General features: G+C 52.9%; 13 protein-coding genes and 1 pseudogene. 8 read left to right on the forward strand and 6 right to left on the reverse strand.

The window, feature by feature from the left end:
* Positions 1-115: 115 nt before the first annotated feature.
* The 4 genes from KGB20_RS09505 (at position 116) to KGB20_RS09520 (ending at position 5711) form a co-directional block, all read left to right on the forward strand.
* Complete coding sequence (locus KGB20_RS09505) at positions 116-1459, forward strand: MFS transporter (protein WP_218543140.1); 1344 nt, start codon at positions 116-118, stop codon at positions 1457-1459.
* Between the two features lie 45 nt (positions 1460-1504).
* Positions 1505-2251: a nitroreductase gene (locus tag KGB20_RS09510; RefSeq protein WP_218543142.1), complete on the forward strand. Its 747-nt coding sequence runs from the start codon at positions 1505-1507 to the stop codon at positions 2249-2251.
* On the forward strand, positions 2248-3891 hold the full coding sequence (locus KGB20_RS09515) for an AMP-binding protein (protein WP_218543144.1): 1644 nt from the start codon (positions 2248-2250) through the stop codon (positions 3889-3891). The genes KGB20_RS09510 and KGB20_RS09515 overlap by 4 nt, the downstream gene beginning before the upstream one ends.
* Positions 3892-4403: 512 nt before the next feature.
* Positions 4404-5711, forward strand: a complete 1308-nt coding sequence (locus tag KGB20_RS09520) for an OprD family porin (protein ID WP_218543146.1) — start codon at positions 4404-4406, stop codon at positions 5709-5711.
* Positions 5712-5979: 268 nt separating this feature from the next.
* On the opposite strand, the gene KGB20_RS09525 is transcribed toward KGB20_RS09520, so the two are convergent.
* The 4 genes from KGB20_RS09525 to KGB20_RS09540 form a co-directional block, all read right to left on the reverse strand.
* Entirely contained in the window at positions 5980-6519 is a 540-nt protein-coding gene (locus KGB20_RS09525; RefSeq protein ID WP_218543148.1) for a TetR/AcrR family transcriptional regulator, read from the reverse strand.
* 517 nt (positions 6520-7036) lie between these two features.
* Positions 7037-7195 carry an outer membrane protein transport protein gene (locus KGB20_RS09530; RefSeq protein ID WP_223532216.1) on the reverse strand — a complete coding sequence of 53 codons (159 nt, stop codon included), beginning with the start codon at positions 7193-7195 and terminating at the stop codon, positions 7037-7039.
* Positions 7185-7961 carry an OmpP1/FadL family transporter gene (locus KGB20_RS09535; protein ID WP_411740892.1) on the reverse strand — a complete coding sequence of 259 codons (777 nt, stop codon included), beginning with the start codon at positions 7959-7961 and terminating at the stop codon, positions 7185-7187. Before KGB20_RS09535 ends, KGB20_RS09530 begins: the two co-directional genes overlap by 11 nt.
* A 342-nt stretch (positions 7962-8303) precedes the next feature.
* The gene (locus KGB20_RS09540; protein WP_223507845.1) at positions 8304-9947 is read right to left on the reverse strand and encodes a GMC oxidoreductase; all 1644 of its coding nucleotides are present in this window, start codon (positions 9945-9947) and stop codon (positions 8304-8306) included.
* A gap of 184 nt (positions 9948-10131) precedes the next feature.
* On the opposite strand from KGB20_RS09540, the gene KGB20_RS09545 reads away from it, so the two are divergent.
* Genes KGB20_RS09545 through KGB20_RS09560 form a run of 4 tightly spaced genes read left to right on the forward strand, consistent with a single transcriptional unit; the run spans position 10132 to position 13391 of the window.
* Positions 10132-10977, forward strand: a complete 846-nt coding sequence (locus tag KGB20_RS09545) for an alpha/beta fold hydrolase (protein ID WP_218543152.1) — start codon at positions 10132-10134, stop codon at positions 10975-10977.
* A gap of 35 nt (positions 10978-11012) precedes the next feature.
* Positions 11013-11411 carry a helicase gene (locus tag KGB20_RS09550; RefSeq protein ID WP_218543156.1) on the forward strand — a complete coding sequence of 133 codons (399 nt, stop codon included), beginning with the start codon at positions 11013-11015 and terminating at the stop codon, positions 11409-11411.
* Between the two features lie 20 nt (positions 11412-11431).
* The gene (locus tag KGB20_RS09555) at positions 11432-12145 is read left to right on the forward strand and encodes a winged helix-turn-helix transcriptional regulator (RefSeq protein ID WP_218543159.1); all 714 of its coding nucleotides are present in this window, start codon (positions 11432-11434) and stop codon (positions 12143-12145) included.
* A complete protein-coding gene (locus KGB20_RS09560; protein ID WP_218543161.1) occupies positions 12135-13391 on the forward strand; it encodes an NADH:flavin oxidoreductase/NADH oxidase family protein in 1257 nt (418 codons plus the stop codon). Before KGB20_RS09555 ends, KGB20_RS09560 begins: the two co-directional genes overlap by 11 nt.
* A gap of 726 nt (positions 13392-14117) precedes the next feature.
* Here the strand turns inward: KGB20_RS09560 and KGB20_RS09565 are convergent.
* Positions 14118-14326, reverse strand: a pseudogene (locus KGB20_RS09565) (hypothetical protein).
* 154 nt (positions 14327-14480) lie between these two features.
* On the reverse strand, positions 14481-16001 hold the full coding sequence (locus tag KGB20_RS09570) for an amino acid racemase (protein WP_218543164.1): 1521 nt from the start codon (positions 15999-16001) through the stop codon (positions 14481-14483).

Here is a 16001-nt window from a genome sequence, read left to right on the forward strand (position 1 = left end):
TCGCATCTCAAGCAGACCACCGAGTCTTCAACCGGTGCGTTCTCCTCCTCGATATGCCTCCAAGACTGGGCGCCTAGCACTTCACAAACAAAAACAAGATCGAAGGAGACGTGATATGCAGCCGGTAAACGTTTATGCACTCGCGGTTGAATCGAAGTTCAACCGCTTCCATGGGCTCATTCTATTTTGGTGTGTCCTCATTCTGATAATTGATGGCTATGACCTTGCTGTAGTCGGTGCAGCCCTTCCGGCGATCATGAAGGACATGAACATTGATCCAACCAGCGCCGGCATCATGGCTGGTTCTGCGCTCTTCGGAACGATGCTCGGAGCGATTTTTCTTGGGACGCTAGCTGACCGTATTGGGCGTCCCAAGATGATCGCAATCTGTGTGGCCTTGTTCAGTATTTTCACTGCTGGGGCTGGTCTCACCAGTGACCCGATTAGCTTCAGCATTTCTCGCTTCATCGCGGGCCTTGGCATCGGCGGCGTACTGCCAATTTGCACCGCTCAGATGGGTGAGTTTTCTCCACTCAAACTCCGTACGCGCCTGGTGACCCTCGTTTTCGCGGGGTACTCCGTGGGCGGTATTTTGGTTGCACTAACTGGCAAGCAACTCATTGAAAGTCACGGATGGCAGTGGGTCTTTTATGTGGCACTGCTGCCAGTGCTTCTGATTCCTATGATCCTAAAGACCATGCCTGAGTCCATAGGCTATCTGCTTAAAACCGGACGTCAGGATGAACTACGGGCTATTGCTCGCAAGATAGACCCTACTCTCATTATCGACGAAAACACTGTGATGACCGGAAACGCCACAGTATTGGATAAACAGGAAGCGCCAGTTCGTAACTTGTTCAAGGATGGTCGAGGCTTTAGCACCGTAATGATTTGGGCTGCGTTCATGACCGGCCTCTTCATGGTGTACGCCCTTAACTCCTGGTTGACCAAGCTTATGGCGATGGCTGGATTCAGTCTTGGCTCTGCGTTGAACTTTGTGATTGTTTTCAATGTGGGGGCCATCGCCGGTGCAATTGGCGGTGGATGGTTGAGTGACAAGCTAAACATCAAACACGTACTGGTCTGCTTCTACATCGTAGGAGCAATTGCTCTAACAATTTTGGGTTATACGCGCTCAACGACTTTGCTTTTTCCAGTGGTGTTCATTGTCGGGGCATCGACTCTTGGTACCCAGCTGTTGGCATATGCGTACGCTGGGGATTTCTACCCGTCATCGATTCGTTCAACCGGCGTGGGCTTCGCGTCTGGTGTAGGAAGAATTGGCGCTATCGTCGCACCTATCCTCATCGGCTGGCTGGTATCACTAAACCTTCCGCTTGAGAAAAACTTCATGGCTATCAGCCTTGCTGGTCTTATTGGCGCTGCCGCAGTCACCATGATTAACCAGTCGCGCGCAGACTCTACTCAAGTCAGAAAGGCCCCAGCCCTGTCTAGCTAATACCATGATACATCCGCCTGTAACTGAATCCGTGGAATCGAAGGCATGAAAATGAATCGCTTATCCCAACCGCCAGTATCGTCTGAACTGCTTAGCCAAACGGTTGATTGGGCGATAGCTTCACGACGTAGCATTCGGGCTTTTTTGCCCACTCCTGTGCCACGCGAAGAAATTGAATCGATCCTTGATATCGCTCGATTCTGCGCAACGGGAGTGAACATGCAGCCTTGGCGCGTCCATGTTGTCACTGGAGAAGCAAAGACTCATCTTTCATGCGCCATCGCGGAAATTGACAACAATCCGTCACTCAGCAACAACCTTGAAGACGCATACGAATATTACCCACGCGAATGGACTTCGCCATACGTGGATCGGCGAAGGAAAGTAGGTTGGGAACTCTATGGACTGCTGGGAATTGCAAAGGGTGACAAGCAGCGGATGCATGCGCAACACGGTCGCAATTACCATTTCTTTGATGCGCCAGTCGGCTTGATTTTTACCATTGATCGAGTGCTTAAGGAGGGGAGTCTCCTTGACTACGGAATGTTTCTGCAGGCCGTGATGGTGGCCGCGCGAGGGAGGAAGTTGCACACCTGCCCACAAGCAGCCTTTTTAAAATATCACCACGTTATTTCGCAAGCCCTTGCGATCCCCGCTGATCAAATGCTGGTTTGCGGAATGAGTCTTGGATACGCCGACGAGACCAGTATTGAGAACACCTTGGTTACTGATCGGGAGCCGGTGAGCGCGTTTTCCACTTTTCATCACAATAATAAGGAGACAACACCATGAAACCTGGTGCTTATGAGAATGGGCTTGATCACTGCACGGCAAACTATTTGCCCCTGACTCCACTTGGTTTTCTAGATCGCGCAGCACTTGTGCACCCGGATCGGATAGCTGTAGTTCATGGTGAACTTCGCAGAACCTGGAGTGAAACTCGCGAACGGTGCTATCGCCTAGCCTCAGCACTTTCCGAAAAAGGCATGGGTTCGGGAGACACCGTTTCAATTCTGTCCCCCAATACCCCTGCCATGCTCGAGGCGCATTTTGGGATCCCCCTCTGCGGCGCGGTACTGAATACAGTTAACTACCGCCTGGATGCTGAAGGAGTGGCATTCATACTTCGTCATGGGGAATGCAAGCTCCTCTTGGTGGATCGAGAGTTTGCTGCACTGGCTGATGCCGCTCTTGATCTCCTGGAGCACCGCCCTATGGTCATCGACATCAATGATCACCTGGCGCCCATTTGCAAAAGCAATGGAGACATCGATTATGAAACCTTCATTGGCAGCGGTAGTCCTGATTTCGAGGGCGTATGGCCCAGTGACGAGTGGCAGCCGATAGCGCTCAACTACACCTCAGGTACAACCGGCGATCCAAAGGGTGTCGTCGCTAGCCATCGCGGCACATACCTCATGAGCATGCTGCAGATGACTAACTGGCCGCTTTCTCGGGCTCCTCGTTACCTGTGGACACTACCTATGTTCCACGCTAACGGATGGTGTTTTACCTGGGCTATCACTGCGGCGGCCGGCACGCACGTGTGCCTGAGAAAAGTTTCCGCAGAGACGGTGTTTGAGTCGATAGATAACTATGGTGTCGATCATTTCTGTGCGGCGCCTATTGTTATGGCCATGATTGCGAACGCCGCAGACCGTCCTCCGCTTAAAACTCCGGTTCGAGTGCTGACTGCTGGTTCCCCACCTCCGGCCGCCGTACTCAACGCCGTAGTCTCACAAGGCTTCGACGTCGACCACGTATATGGAATTACAGAAGTTTCCGGCACCCCGATTAGCTGCGTATGGCAAGACGGCTGGGACGATTTAACACCGAGTGAGCAAGGCGCTCTCCGTGTACGCCAAGGGGCTCGTGCAGCAGCCTTCGAAGGCTTGATGGTCGCTGACTCCGAAACTATGCAGCCAGTACCAAAAGACGGCCAAACAACTGGTGAGCTGCTGCTCAAGGGCAACACCGTGATGATGGGTTATCTGAAGAATGAAAGCGCAACCCGAAAAGCCTTTGAAGGCGGCTGGTTTCATACTGGTGATGTAGCAGTTGTGCATCCCAACGGTTATGTACAAATTACCGACCGTTGCAAGGACGTCATTATTTCCGGAGGGGAGAATATCTCGTCCGTAGAGATCGAAGAAACCATCCACTGTCATCCAGCTGTTTTACATGCCGCAGTCGTCGCTCAGCCTGATGATAAATGGGGGGAAGTCCCCTGCGCGTTTGTTGAACTAAAGAGTGGTATTGAGCCTCCCACCGAGGCAGAAATAATTGTGTTCTGCCAAGCCCGTCTTGCTCGATTCAAATGCCCTCGCAGGGTGATCTTTACGGAGTTGCCAAAAACCGCAACTGGGAAAATCCAGAAGTTTTTACTTCGCGAGCAAGCAGGCAGTCGCGATGCAATTGTCCGTTTAGCTTAAAATTGCTAGGGCGTGTTCAGCTCGCTCCTAGGGGGCTGAATTGTTTGGTATGGAGGAAATTATAGAAACTAATTTCCACTCATAGGCCCACGAAAAACTACCATCGCGTCGTCGACATACATTTGGGTCGCAGATATAGCTCGCGCGGCGCTACTAATTAGGTACTGAGTAATTGTGCGCGCTGCAAAGAAGTGAAAGGTGCCTGCAGTGCCGAGCAGTAGTAAAAACTACTATTGGTCGCGGCGATCACTTCTCGCGCACAATTTTCAGATATGAATGTTGTAAGCGGCGCAATGGTAAGTTTGCCTGGATAAAAAATCCCAAAATCCATCTGGAGTCAGAAAGGTGGATTGCACCATTAGATGCGATGGAGGGAACTCCCAGTGTGCAAATTAGGTTGATGCGTTCGCATTAGCGAATTCTGTGTTGGATTCGTGTGTGTTGCGTTGGCTTGGAAGGTTTTCTTGTTGCTTCTTTTACTTACAAATTATAAAAAAATCGGAGCGTTATAAGTGAACGTAAAGAAAATTTCTGCAACTTTGGTGTTTGGCAGCATTGCCCTAAGTGGCCAGGCGTTTGCTGACTTCCTAAGTGATAGCAAAGCTACCTTGGGAATGAGGAATTTCTACTTCAATAACGACAACCGTGATGGCACCGCTGCCCCTTCGAAAACCGAGGAGTGGGCGCAGGGTTTCATGTTGGACTTCAAGTCGGGATATACCGATGGCGCCGTTGGTTTTGGTGTTGATACCCTGGGGTTGCTGGGCATTACCCTGGACACTGGCAAGGGACGACACGTCGGCAGCTCTATGATTCCCTCGGACAGTGACAACCGCGCCGTCGACGAGTGGAGCCGGCTGGGGCTGACCGGAAAAGTCAAAATGTCGAAGACCGAACTACGCTACGGCACCTTGATTCCGAAACTTCCGATTCTGGTCGCCAATGATGGACGGGTGCTTCCACAAACCTTTGAGGGCGGCCAAATCACCTCGAGCGAGTTCAAGGATCTGACCCTGACGGGTGGGCGAATTGAACATGCAACAGGTCGCGGTTCAACTGATCAGACGGGGCTGGCCGCTATGGGCGGTACGCGTGAAAGCAACCAGTTCGACTTCGCCGGGGGCGACTGGAAAGTCACCAAGGATCTGACGGCTCAGTACTACTATGCCCATCTCGAGAACTACTATAACCAGCAGTTTTTTGGACTGATTCACACGCTTCCGTTCTCGGACAACCAATCCCTGAAAACCGACCTGCGCTACTTCAAAACTGACTCGTCAGGGGAAAACAGCTCCGGTACATCGGGTTACAGAATCAGTGGCTACACCAAAAACGGTGATGGCGCGATCGACAACCGTCTCTGGAGCGCTGCATTGATATACACCCTTGGCGGTCATGCGATAACGGCGGGCTACCAAAGCGTTTCGGACGGTAGCAGCTTCACCCAAGTCAACCAGGGTAGCTTGGTAGATAAAGGCGCCGGAGGTAGCAGCTTGTACCTGTATACAGATCGTCTGATCCAGAGCTTCACCCGTGCAGGGGAGCGTACGTCATTCGGTCAGTACGCCTATGACTTTGCCGCCCTGGGTGTCCCAGGCCTGAAAGCCTCGGTCATGTACGTCTCCGGGGACAATATCAAGACGAGATCCGGCGACAATCAGAAAGAATGGGAAAGGGATATCTTTCTGGACTACGTCCTTCAGTCGGGCGCGCTCAAAGGTGTTGGCTTCGGCTGGCGCAACGGTAAATCCAATAGCGAAGCCGCCCGTGATCAAGATCAGAACCGGGTGTTTGTAAGCTACAGCATTCCCCTTCTTTAAACGTGCAACATAAAACGTATCGCGCTCATTTCGAGAGTTCTGAGCTGGTCAATTTACCTCTGCGCTGACACGTCCTGTTGACGCTGGCGCCGAATTGACCCACGAGCTGAAGCAAGACTGACCCACCTCAAAATCTGCACAAATCTCGCATGGGCAATGGTTCGAGAGGAACAGACTGGGTCAGTGACATCTCGGCAACTGGGTCAATTCGGCATCGGTGCCAACAATTAGGGCTCTTGCGGGCGAAACACATGCTTCTAGGCGCTAACTAAATGGCGAGCGACAGCTTACAGCTGTCCAGGATTTCGTCGGCTAGCGGCGTATCATCTGGGCAGGCCCGCGACAGTACAATGGCTCCGACCGCTTGTGCCAACAATGAAACTGCCTTGGCACGGGCTTCCTTTTGCTCGTTAGCGGATAGCCCGGAACTCAAGCCTGATATTAGCTTCTCTATGCCAGTCTCAAATACGGACTTGATTTCTATATGTTGACGAGCAGCATCGCCACCGAGCGCAGCGATCGCGCAACCTTGGCCGACTGAATCACGGTGAGCACGGGAAACGTAGTAATTGATGAAGTCACTCGCATTGGAGTCAACAGTCATTTGGGAAAGAGCAAACGACGTAGCTTCGATCATCAGTGTCGACTTTGAGCTGAATTGGTTGTAAAACCCTCCATGAGTGAGTCCGACCCCCGCCATCAATTCCTTAACCCCGATACCGTCATAGCCGCGCTCGCGGAACAGCACTGAAGCTGACTCAACAACGCGTACCCGATTTTTCCGCGCCTGTGCTTTGCTGGTTCTCATTTTCAGACCTAATTTGACTATCTTATTAATTAGCTGAGTTGGGGCAAGGATGACTAAAATCAAAACACTTGCCGTGTGGTGTTATTGCTATAGTTTTATGATCTAGTCGAGTTTATGGGGCGCCTTGCCATTGTCGGCGGCTTGAAAAGCCACTATTGAAAAGATGGTGTGCCGAGACAATGTTATAATCTGAGTGTCGAATCAGGATTTTTCCTTGTATCGTCGACAGGGGTGACTTTGGTGCCTCGGCTATGGAGGCGATCGCTTTTAGTACTGACTCAGATATGTCTATTAGTAGATTTATGCCCTCATGTCGGTATGGGTTCCTTCTGTTTCTGAAGATTTCGGGGTTCAAGTCGAAGAGTTTGGCATTGCATCATCCGGTTTTTTCCAGTCGGAGATATCCGAGCGGCTTAAGTACTGGGGTGATTCATGTTCCTTTATAAGAAACGCGCAACGTCCTCTTACTCAGCAAGAATGACGATGGCATTATTCAAGATGCCACGCCAAAGGGACGTCAAAATCGATGTGTTAACTGTGCTGCTATAATGTGTGCGCTATTATTGTATTTAGCGCTAAATCCGGGTTGTAAACCGTTTGTATCGGTTTGATTAACAGATGTGGTTGACTCCCTTAGATAGGTATAGGCTATATCGATAGTCAGATCAGAGTTGATAAGTTAATCCCCATGTGGTTGATTCGTTCACATCAACCATCAGGCCCAAATTATAGCCAATGGCAGTATCGTTGCCTTTTACAGTAAGCTGCGTGTCCTTTCCATCATTCAAAGCTCCTGTGGCTAAATAGGACTGGAGGTTGTTCTCAATACGATTGAATGTGGTGCCAATGCCAATAGCTACTCGATCGTTTAAGCGGTACGAGACAGCAGGGTGCAATGTTTTAACCTGAACCTTGCTGTAGGAGCCATGGTAGCGACCTTGGAAGGAGCTCTCATAATCATTAACGAGGCCGTATGACGCATACAGACCAATGCCAGCGGTAAAACGATCGTCGATTGGCGAGGAGAAGTATCCAAAAGGAATAGCTGTAAGAGGTACGGAATTGCCGTCAGTGGTACCTGGGGCAGTACTTCTTGCATCGCTTATGTTAACTGTTGCGTCAATTAATGCCAGTCCGCCGCTTACCTCTATTTTTTTGATTTTACTTAAACCCGCTGGGTTACCATACACGGTGCTTGCGTCTATTGCTGACGAGGAGCGGCCAGCATAAGCAGTCCCCGCAGCACTAGCGCTTTGTTCGTTGAGCGCAAGTCCATTTGCCCATGAAGCAGATGGAGTTCCTAGTGTTAGTAGTAGAGTCGCCCCGAAGAGTATTGAACTGCGCGGGGTAAGGTCTGAGTTTGTTTTAAGTTTAGACTGGACGTTAGGGCAGGGATGAGGTGTCACGCCAGCTGATGGTTCAACTGTTTTTTTTGTATTCATTAGATGACCAATTTTTGTTTTTATGCTTAGGCGATGGTGCCGTTTTCCGCTAAGGATGGCAGTTCTTTAATATGACTAATCTGATTCTGTATTGATGTGGTTTTTTATCGATTTAAAAGTTCTCTTACGGCTTCTTTAGAAAGATTCTGTAGAAGGCATAATTCGCGTCGTCCTGTATGACTTTTGGACATGGATAGTTGTACCCCTGGCAAAACCAGCGCAAACGCAGTCGCTAATCGGCCTCTGCAATTCGAGACGTTTATCAGCGTCTTAGTCGCCGCATCCAAGTGGCGCAACGGTTCTGCTCTTGTTACCGAGCGCGTTCGCCCGTAAAGCAACCCGTTATTCCAATTGGGTCATCGCAATCCGAGTTTCGATTTGAGGTTTCCCTTTCACTGGTATGTACGACATCGCGTGTTCCGCTAGTGCAGTGATCGTCAGACTTGGGTTCACGCCAAGGTTGGCACTGAGCATTGATCCGTCGCAGATCAGGAGGTTGCGATATCCAAACACTCTATTTTGCGCGTCCATGACACCATGGCCGTCGGATTCCGCCATGGCGCAACCGCCCATGCAATGCGCGGTTGTTGGAATGTTGAACAGAATTTCGCTGAGGAAGGTGGTCGCTATACCACCTAGTGCCTTGGCACCCTTCTCGACGAAGGCATTCGCTTGCGGGATGAACGTAGGAATTGGGCCGCCTTCTGTCACTAGACGGCTTCCAAACGGCCAGTACCAGCGACGTTTAAGACGCATATTGATATGAGCATCGACCGTTTGCATCACAAGCAACAACATGTTTTCCCGTGCGAAGCCTCTGGGGTTGTGTACCCGTAGGGCCTGCATCGGGTGCCTGAGTAATGTCAGTATCCAAGTACTAATTCGCCTCCAGCCAGGGCGACCACCGCTCATCAGCGTCATCATCAGCCCTATGGCATCTGACCCTTCCGGATAGCGTACGACACCTATATGAGTATGCTCGTCCAAGTAGATACTGGCCCCGCCCGCCAAGCCTGGCGACATACTTTTATCTGTGGAAGGGAAGCGGACGCCGATAAGTGACTCGGCATTGGTGCGTATCCGTTTACCCAGATCCTGACTGATACTAGGCAGAGAGCCTTTCTCCCTGAGCCGGAACAGCAACTCCATCGTCCCTAACGAGGATGCCGCGAACACCACGCCTCGGGCGCGGAGGACCCGCTTACTCTTGCGGAACCAGGAAGTCGAACATTGCGTGTGGATCTCGTAGCCATCGCTGCCGTCCACCTTGCCATTCAACGGTCGGACGTCTACGACTTGAGTTTCCGCAAAGACTTGAGCTCCGTGCTTCTCAGCCAAAAACAGGTAGTTCTTGTCGAGTGTGTTCTTGGCATTGTGCCGGCAGCCCATCATGCAGCCGCCGCAGCCCACGCAACTGCCTCGCTCAGGGCCTTCACCGCCGAAGTACGGATCGGGATAGGTTTTGCCCGCGACCTCGCCCTCTGGAGCGAAGAAGGTACCAACATTGGGTGCGTGAAAGGTGTGGGCGACGCCATTTAGCTCCGCCATCCTTTTAAGACGCAAATCCGCTTCTCCCAGGATTTTGCCCTCAGTCACTCCCAGCATTCTCTCGGCCTCTGCATAGTGCCTTGGCATGATGCTCTTCCAATCTGCCAGACCTGCCCATGAGCCCTCGTCCCATACCTTATCGGAAGGCCTCAGCAGTGCGTTGGCGTAGGTGATGGAGCCTCCGCCGACCGCATTGCCGCTTGCGACGACCACGTGTCGAAACATCCGCATGTTGTAGAAGCCGAACATTTTCAGCGCAGGCATCCACATCCATCTACGCAGATCCCAGTTGCTTTTCGGAAAGTCCTCGGCACGCCAACGGCGCCCCATTTCCATCACGCCAACACGGTAGCCCTTCTCCGTCAGCCGGTGCGCCGAAACGCTGCCGCCGAAGCCCGAGCCTATGACGATGAAGTCAAAGTCGAAAACCAGTTCCACGTTACGCTCCCATTTTTATTTTTTTGGAGAGGTCATGGCCTGCAAAAGCAGAGCAAGGCCCAGTCACGAATTCACTATACGATTCGTATTTCATTAATGCTATATTTTTTGTATAGTAAATACCGACGATCACAGGCTAGAATTGCTCCAGCCTCAGAATCCGAAACCGCTCGTGAGGAAAGACATGACCGATACGCATCAGACTGCCCAAACTCGCTTCAGCGAGATCGATGGCGACCGCTTCGCCTACCGCAGGTGGGGAAATACGGCCACCGAACAGCCGCCGCTGCTGATGCTTCAGCACTTTCGCGGTGGCATGGATCACTGGGATCCGCTGATGACCGACGGCTTGGCCCAGGGCCGGGAAGTGATCCTCTTTAATGGTCGTGGCGTGGCCTCTTCCTCCGGCCAGCCACGTCGTCGTATTGAAGACATGGCTGATGATGCCGCCGCCTTCGTACATGTCTTGGGCCTGGAGAAAATCGATGTATTGGGCTTCTCACTTGGCGGCTTCCAGGCGTTGGATCTGACATGGCGACATCCCACACTTGTTCGTAAGCTGATGCTATTGGGTACAGGCCCGCGTGGAGGCAACCCGGACATTGAGCCTAAGGTGCTGACAACCGCGCCGCGTCCAGTTCCGACCTACGAAGACTTTGAGTACCTGTTTTTTGGCCGCTCCGAGGTGGCAAAGCGAGCTGCAAGCGAATTCTGGGAGCGCCGGCATCAACGCGAGGATCAGGATCCGCCTACTTCGCAGGAGGTTGCATCAGCGCAGATCGAGGCAAACATGCTGTATCTGCCGAGGGTGTCCGAAGAGGATCCGTTTGCCTACTTACGTCAAATCAAGCAACCGACGTTTATCCTTAATGGCGTGCACGACGTAATGATTCCGACCATCAACTCGTTCTACATGGCGCGCAATCTGCCGAACGCGCAGTTATTTATTTATCCGGATGCCGGGCACGGCGCGCAGTTCCAGTACCCGGAGCGCTTTCTCTATCACGCCGCTAGGTTTCTCAGCGAATAACGTCAAACCCGATCCACCGACTCAAGGTTGTCACCATGATCAAGTTCAAATTTCTATTGTGGATGTTCACCCAACTGCTGAAACGGCAGGTCAGGATAAACCCCAACTGCGCCCGCTACATCGAAGGCGAGGATCTTGTGTTCCAGATCCGTACCGATGCTGGTATCGGCCGCTATTTCGTCATCCGAAACGGCGCCATCCGATCCGTTGCCGGCCTGGCCGACAATCCGCTCTTCACTTTGAAATTTAAAGACGCCGATAAGGGTTTTGCAATTCTCTCGGCCAAGGACAGCCAGGCAGCGTTCCTTAGGGGGCTGGGTAACGAGGAGTTGGTTATCAGCGGTGATTTCCTCAAGGTAATGTTTTTCCAGGGACTGACTGCTTACCTGCAGCCACCCAAATTGGTCGCTCCCTATGACCGCACTGCGTTTTAACGACGATGGCGCCTGACAAAATGCTAAACAAGACCTATGGGCAGCTTTGTCCGATTGCCAGAAGCCTCGATGTGCTAGGCGAGCGCTGGACGCTATTGGTGCTCCGCGAACTGCTATTGGGCCCAAAGCGGTTCAAAGAGCTGTTGGCAGTATTGCCTGCAATGGGGACTAACCGGTTGTCCGCACGGCTGAAGGTGCTGGTAGACAACGGAATCGCCAAGCCTGCTACAGCGCCAATGGCCGCCTACGAACTAACGGAGTTGGGGGAGCAGTTGCGTAAACCACTGCTCGCGCTAGGACTCTGGGGGCTGAGCTTGCCAGTGGACGAACGCATCGATCCCGCGACTGCACGCGCTGAACTCATAGCCCTCAGCCTCACGGGCATTGGCCGCTCCGATGCAAGCACTGGATTACGCGCCACATACGAGTTTCACGTGGGCGAGGAAGTCTTCCATATACGCGTGGATGACAGCGAGATACTCGCGCGCTCAGGTTCTGCCCCAGCGGCCGATGTGGTCATCCACTGCGATCTGAATACCTTCATGGCGCTGGCCCTACGACAAATTTCGCCGGCAGACGCGTTGCGCGAAGGTCGGGCTCATCTACCGCACACACAGCTCGAAACCTTCGAGCAACTGTTTCAAGTGCTCGAATTCAATCCGGAAAACTTGCCGGACACATTGCTTGCTGCTCTTCCTCATTCCAGCCTTGTGGGAACACCAGATGAAAGCTGAAACAAACCTGCTGAACCAATCCCTGCAACTGCCCAACGGAAGCGTGCTGCGTAATCGACTGGCCAAGGCATCGATGAGCGAGACGCTGGGCACTTACAATAACCGGCCTACCCTAGGGTTAGTCGAACTGTACCGTCGCTGGGCAGCCTCCGGTCTGGGGCTTATCATTACGGGGAATGTGATGATTGACCGTCGATCCCTTGGCGAACCGGGCAATGTCGTCATTGAGGACGAGGAGGATCTGCCGGTACTGCAGCAGTGGGCGAAGGTTGCTACCGACCAGGGGGCGGCGATCTGGGTGCAACTCAACCACCCAGGCAAACAATCGACAAAGGGGCTGAACGCCAGCAACCTTGCTCCATCGGCTGTTCCGTTTCGAGAGGATATGGCTGCCTTTTTCGAAACCCCGCGTGAAGCCACTGTTGCCGAGATCCAGGACATCATCGAGCGCTTCGGGCGCAGTGCCGCCATCTGCAAAAAAGCTGGTTTCAGCGGCGTGGAAATCCACGGAGCACACGGCTACCTAATCAATCAGTTCCTCTCACCCCATCACAATCGGCGCGAAGACGAATGGGGTGGCACACCGGAGAAGCGTCGCCGTTTTGTGCTGTCCGTCTACGCCGAAATTCGACGCCAGGTCGGAGCGGACTTCCCGGTGGGGATTAAACTCAACTCGGCTGATTTCCAGCGCGGTGGCTTCACTGAAGAGGAGTCGATGGAAACTATCCGCGCGCTGATCGACGCTGGTATTGATCTAATCGAGATATCCGGCGGCACCTACGAGGCTCCAGCCATGAGTGGTGCGATGCATGAGCCGAAAAAAGGCTCTACCGTAGCGCGCGAAGCCTACTTCCTAGAGTTCGCCGCGAAGGTTCGAGCTAACGTGCAAGTGCCCTTGATGGTCACAGGCGGTTTTCGCACTGCGGCAGGGATGAACGAGGCACTGCGCTCCGGATCGCTAGATGTGGTCGGTCTGGCACGACTGCTGGCCATTGATCCGGATGCCCCAGCGGCATTGCTGAGGGGGAGCGACAGCAATCAACAGGTGCGACCAATCAATACCGGCATCAAGGCCGTGGATCGCATGGGGATTATGGAAGTCCTCTGGTACACCGGACAACTCAAACGCATTGCCAAAGGTGGCGAACCTTGCCCCAACGAAAGTGGATTCTGGGCGTTCCTTAAAGCTGTGTTCGGCAGCGGGTGGGGGGCTTTCCGCACTCGCCGCTTGCGGGCCCGCTCCTGACTGAAACCGGCATAAGCTGCGAGTCCCGAGATGCTGCCCTCAGCACTCAGCACCACTCGGCCGCTTTATTGCAGCACTGGCGTTGAACTCTTACTCGGGTCGTCCTTTGTCTGGCCGATAGACTCAACGCCAACAAAGCCCCTGCGGCATTACTGAGCTTAGGTTCCATGTTTAAAGGCTTTCACGATGAAGCAGCACTGAGATCGTATGCTTTACAGCGGGGGATGGCGATGCCGTCCTGATGCTCCACGGGTTCCCCCAGCCGCTAGCGATCTAGAAGCAATCGCACCAGCAAAGGTCGCGCGGGGCTGTAGCGTAGTGTGTGCTGACCTGGTCGGCTATGGCAGGGTCGGGTAAGCCTTCGATGCAAGCGGATCTTTCCCACTACGGCTTCGGGCGGTGGCTGCATACTAACTGGCACTGATGCGCGCTCTGGGGCGTGAACGCCTCCATCTGGTCGGGCACGATCGCGGGGAGCGCATCGTGCACAGATTGGCCTCGAATACCCTCGCGCCGTTGCCAGCGTCGTTTGGATGGTGCGTATGCCACGGGAGGCGTCCCTTAGAACCTGGTAGACCTCACGGGCATTGAGAGGGGAGTTTGTGTTCAAATCATACTGCGCTCGAGTCATCGCTTGCCCATGGCTAAGCTGTGGTGTGATGTGACATCAACGAGAAGGTCGCTACTTCGGGTCAACGAGGCCCGGATAGCCTATCAAGAGACTACTCACTCAGGCGTCATGAGCACCGCTAAAGTCATGTTGATGAACTCTTCGTTATTGCTGATCGTTGCCAGAGCACCGCGCACATTGCCGCCAGCTTCACCCGCGCCACGCTGTTCGACCCACAGCGTCAACTCCATGATCGCGGCTTCGAGAGCTTACTAGTTCTGATTGATCTTGAAAGTAGGGAAGGGAGTAGGTCTGCATTCGACATTGTGATTCCTCCGTGGAAGAGGGTAGCGTAGCAAAGGTCTGAAATCGCCGGGCACCGTTTTGACGCTGTTGAGTCCTGGCTGACCAAGTGAGTTTGGTTTGAGTACAAAAAAGGCCCGAGATGGGCCTTTTTTACTGTTTGGCGGACGTTGATTCTAGAGTTGGTTTTCTGTAGTCGATAAGCCAACCGGTTGACTAGGCTTTACCGTATTTTCTCGGGCAAGCTCAATGCACTTCAACGCCAAAATGGTTGTCGGGTCGACCAATGCAACCTCATGATTTTTGATCATGTAGGATTCGCTATGCTCGAGCGCCAGAGGTAGCTCCGTACATCCCAGGATGAGCACATCAGCGCCCAGTTCACACAAGTGCTCTGCGGCGGTCAGCAGCTGGTCTTTGCAGATACCGTCTGTGAAACCCGCCTTGATTCCGTTGTCTCCGTAAATCGACTCCATCACCAACGCTTGGTAATCGACACCAGGGGCAATTATTTGCAATCCAACTCGTCGAGCAGCCTCGTGATACACCTGACTTTTAATTGTGCCTGAGGTCGCTAGCAGCCCGACGGTTTTACCAGCGCCATACCTCTGCACAATAGCCTCTACTGTCTCTGTCAGCATGTTCACAATAGGCACACGTAGGTGCGCCTGAATGCGCTCAACAAATGCATGAGCTGTATTGCACGGAATCGCTATGGCATTGGCGCCAGCGCTTTCCAGTCGCTTGCATGTTGCGTACATCGCCATCGTCGGGTCGGTTTCGTCATACAGCAGGTTCGCTGTGCGATCAGGGATCTGGGGGTTTTGTTCGACCACCATTTTGATGTGCTCTTGATCGCGACCTGCCGGTGTATGCGCAACGACCTTACCCATGAAGTCGACCGTTGCTGCCGGCCCAACTCCACCCACTATCCCAAGCTTGAATGGCGGGCGGGTAGACTGACCTTTTTCCAAGGTTGCGAAAGTGGCATAAATCTCGTTGATATCCAGGACAGTCAAGCCACGCCGTTGAAGATCGCCGCAGACCAGTGAGAGCTCAGTCATGCCAGGCAGGATGATTGTGGCCCCCTGATCCTGAAGCGAAAGGCAGGCCTGATAGACACACTCCAGCGGTACACCGTCAAGGTACCCATCTTTGATACCATTAACGCCATACATCGCGTCCATCAATCCGGACTGCTTGTTATCATTTGGATAAATGAGCTTGAAGTCATTGCCGAAATAGCGCTCAAACAGTCCTGAGTGCCGAACATAGTCAGACGCGATGATTCCCAACGTACTGCCGCATTCAGCGACATGATCCACGTGCTTGCGTAACGCCGCCATCATATCCAGAACGGGTATGCCAATTTCCTCCTGGATCTCCTCAAGAAAGGTGTGACTGGCAAAACAAGGCAGTAAAACTGCATTGACTTCGCTGGCCTCGAATGTCTGACAAACCTGGAAAACATAGAACTTCCTGGAGGTCATACTGGCGCCCCGATCCAGGGGCATCAGGACGTCTTTGAAGGGGTGTTGCTCAAACAGGAAGTGATAGCGACCTTGATCCTCCAGAACAGCTCTGGACTTCACCAACTTGTAGAAAAGATCGCCGCCGGCCAGTGAGCCAAGCCCGCCGACGATACCTAGTTTGCGAGCAAACGATGACCCGCTGGACGGCTTCGATTTACCTTTCAT

The sequence above is a fragment of the Pseudomonas sp. BF-R-30 genome (assembly GCF_019956175.1).
Lineage (GTDB): Bacteria > Pseudomonadota > Gammaproteobacteria > Pseudomonadales > Pseudomonadaceae > Aquipseudomonas > Aquipseudomonas jessenii.

Excerpts from the sequence above, each read along its gene's own strand:
- KGB20_RS09505 (WP_218543140.1), top strand. The coding sequence starts at position 116 with ATGCAGCCGGTAAACGTTTATGCACTCGCGGTTGAATCGAAGTTCAAC.
- KGB20_RS09510 (WP_218543142.1), top strand. The coding sequence starts at position 1,505 with ATGAAAATGAATCGCTTATCCCAACCGCCAGTATCGTCTGAACTGCTT.
- KGB20_RS09515 (WP_218543144.1), top strand. The coding sequence starts at position 2,248 with ATGAAACCTGGTGCTTATGAGAATGGGCTTGATCACTGCACGGCAAAC.
- KGB20_RS09525 (WP_218543148.1), bottom strand. The coding sequence starts at position 6,519 with ATGAGAACCAGCAAAGCACAGGCGCGGAAAAATCGGGTACGCGTTGTT.
- KGB20_RS09535 (WP_411740892.1), bottom strand. The coding sequence starts at position 7,961 with ATGAATACAAAAAAAACAGTTGAACCATCAGCTGGCGTGACACCTCAT.
- KGB20_RS09545 (WP_218543152.1), top strand. The coding sequence starts at position 10,132 with ATGACCGATACGCATCAGACTGCCCAAACTCGCTTCAGCGAGATCGAT.
- KGB20_RS09550 (WP_218543156.1), top strand. The coding sequence starts at position 11,013 with ATGATCAAGTTCAAATTTCTATTGTGGATGTTCACCCAACTGCTGAAA.
- KGB20_RS09555 (WP_218543159.1), top strand. The coding sequence starts at position 11,432 with ATGCTAAACAAGACCTATGGGCAGCTTTGTCCGATTGCCAGAAGCCTC.
- KGB20_RS09560 (WP_218543161.1), top strand. The coding sequence starts at position 12,135 with ATGAAAGCTGAAACAAACCTGCTGAACCAATCCCTGCAACTGCCCAAC.
- KGB20_RS09570 (WP_218543164.1), bottom strand. The coding sequence starts at position 16,001 with ATGAAAGGTAAATCGAAGCCGTCCAGCGGGTCATCGTTTGCTCGCAAA.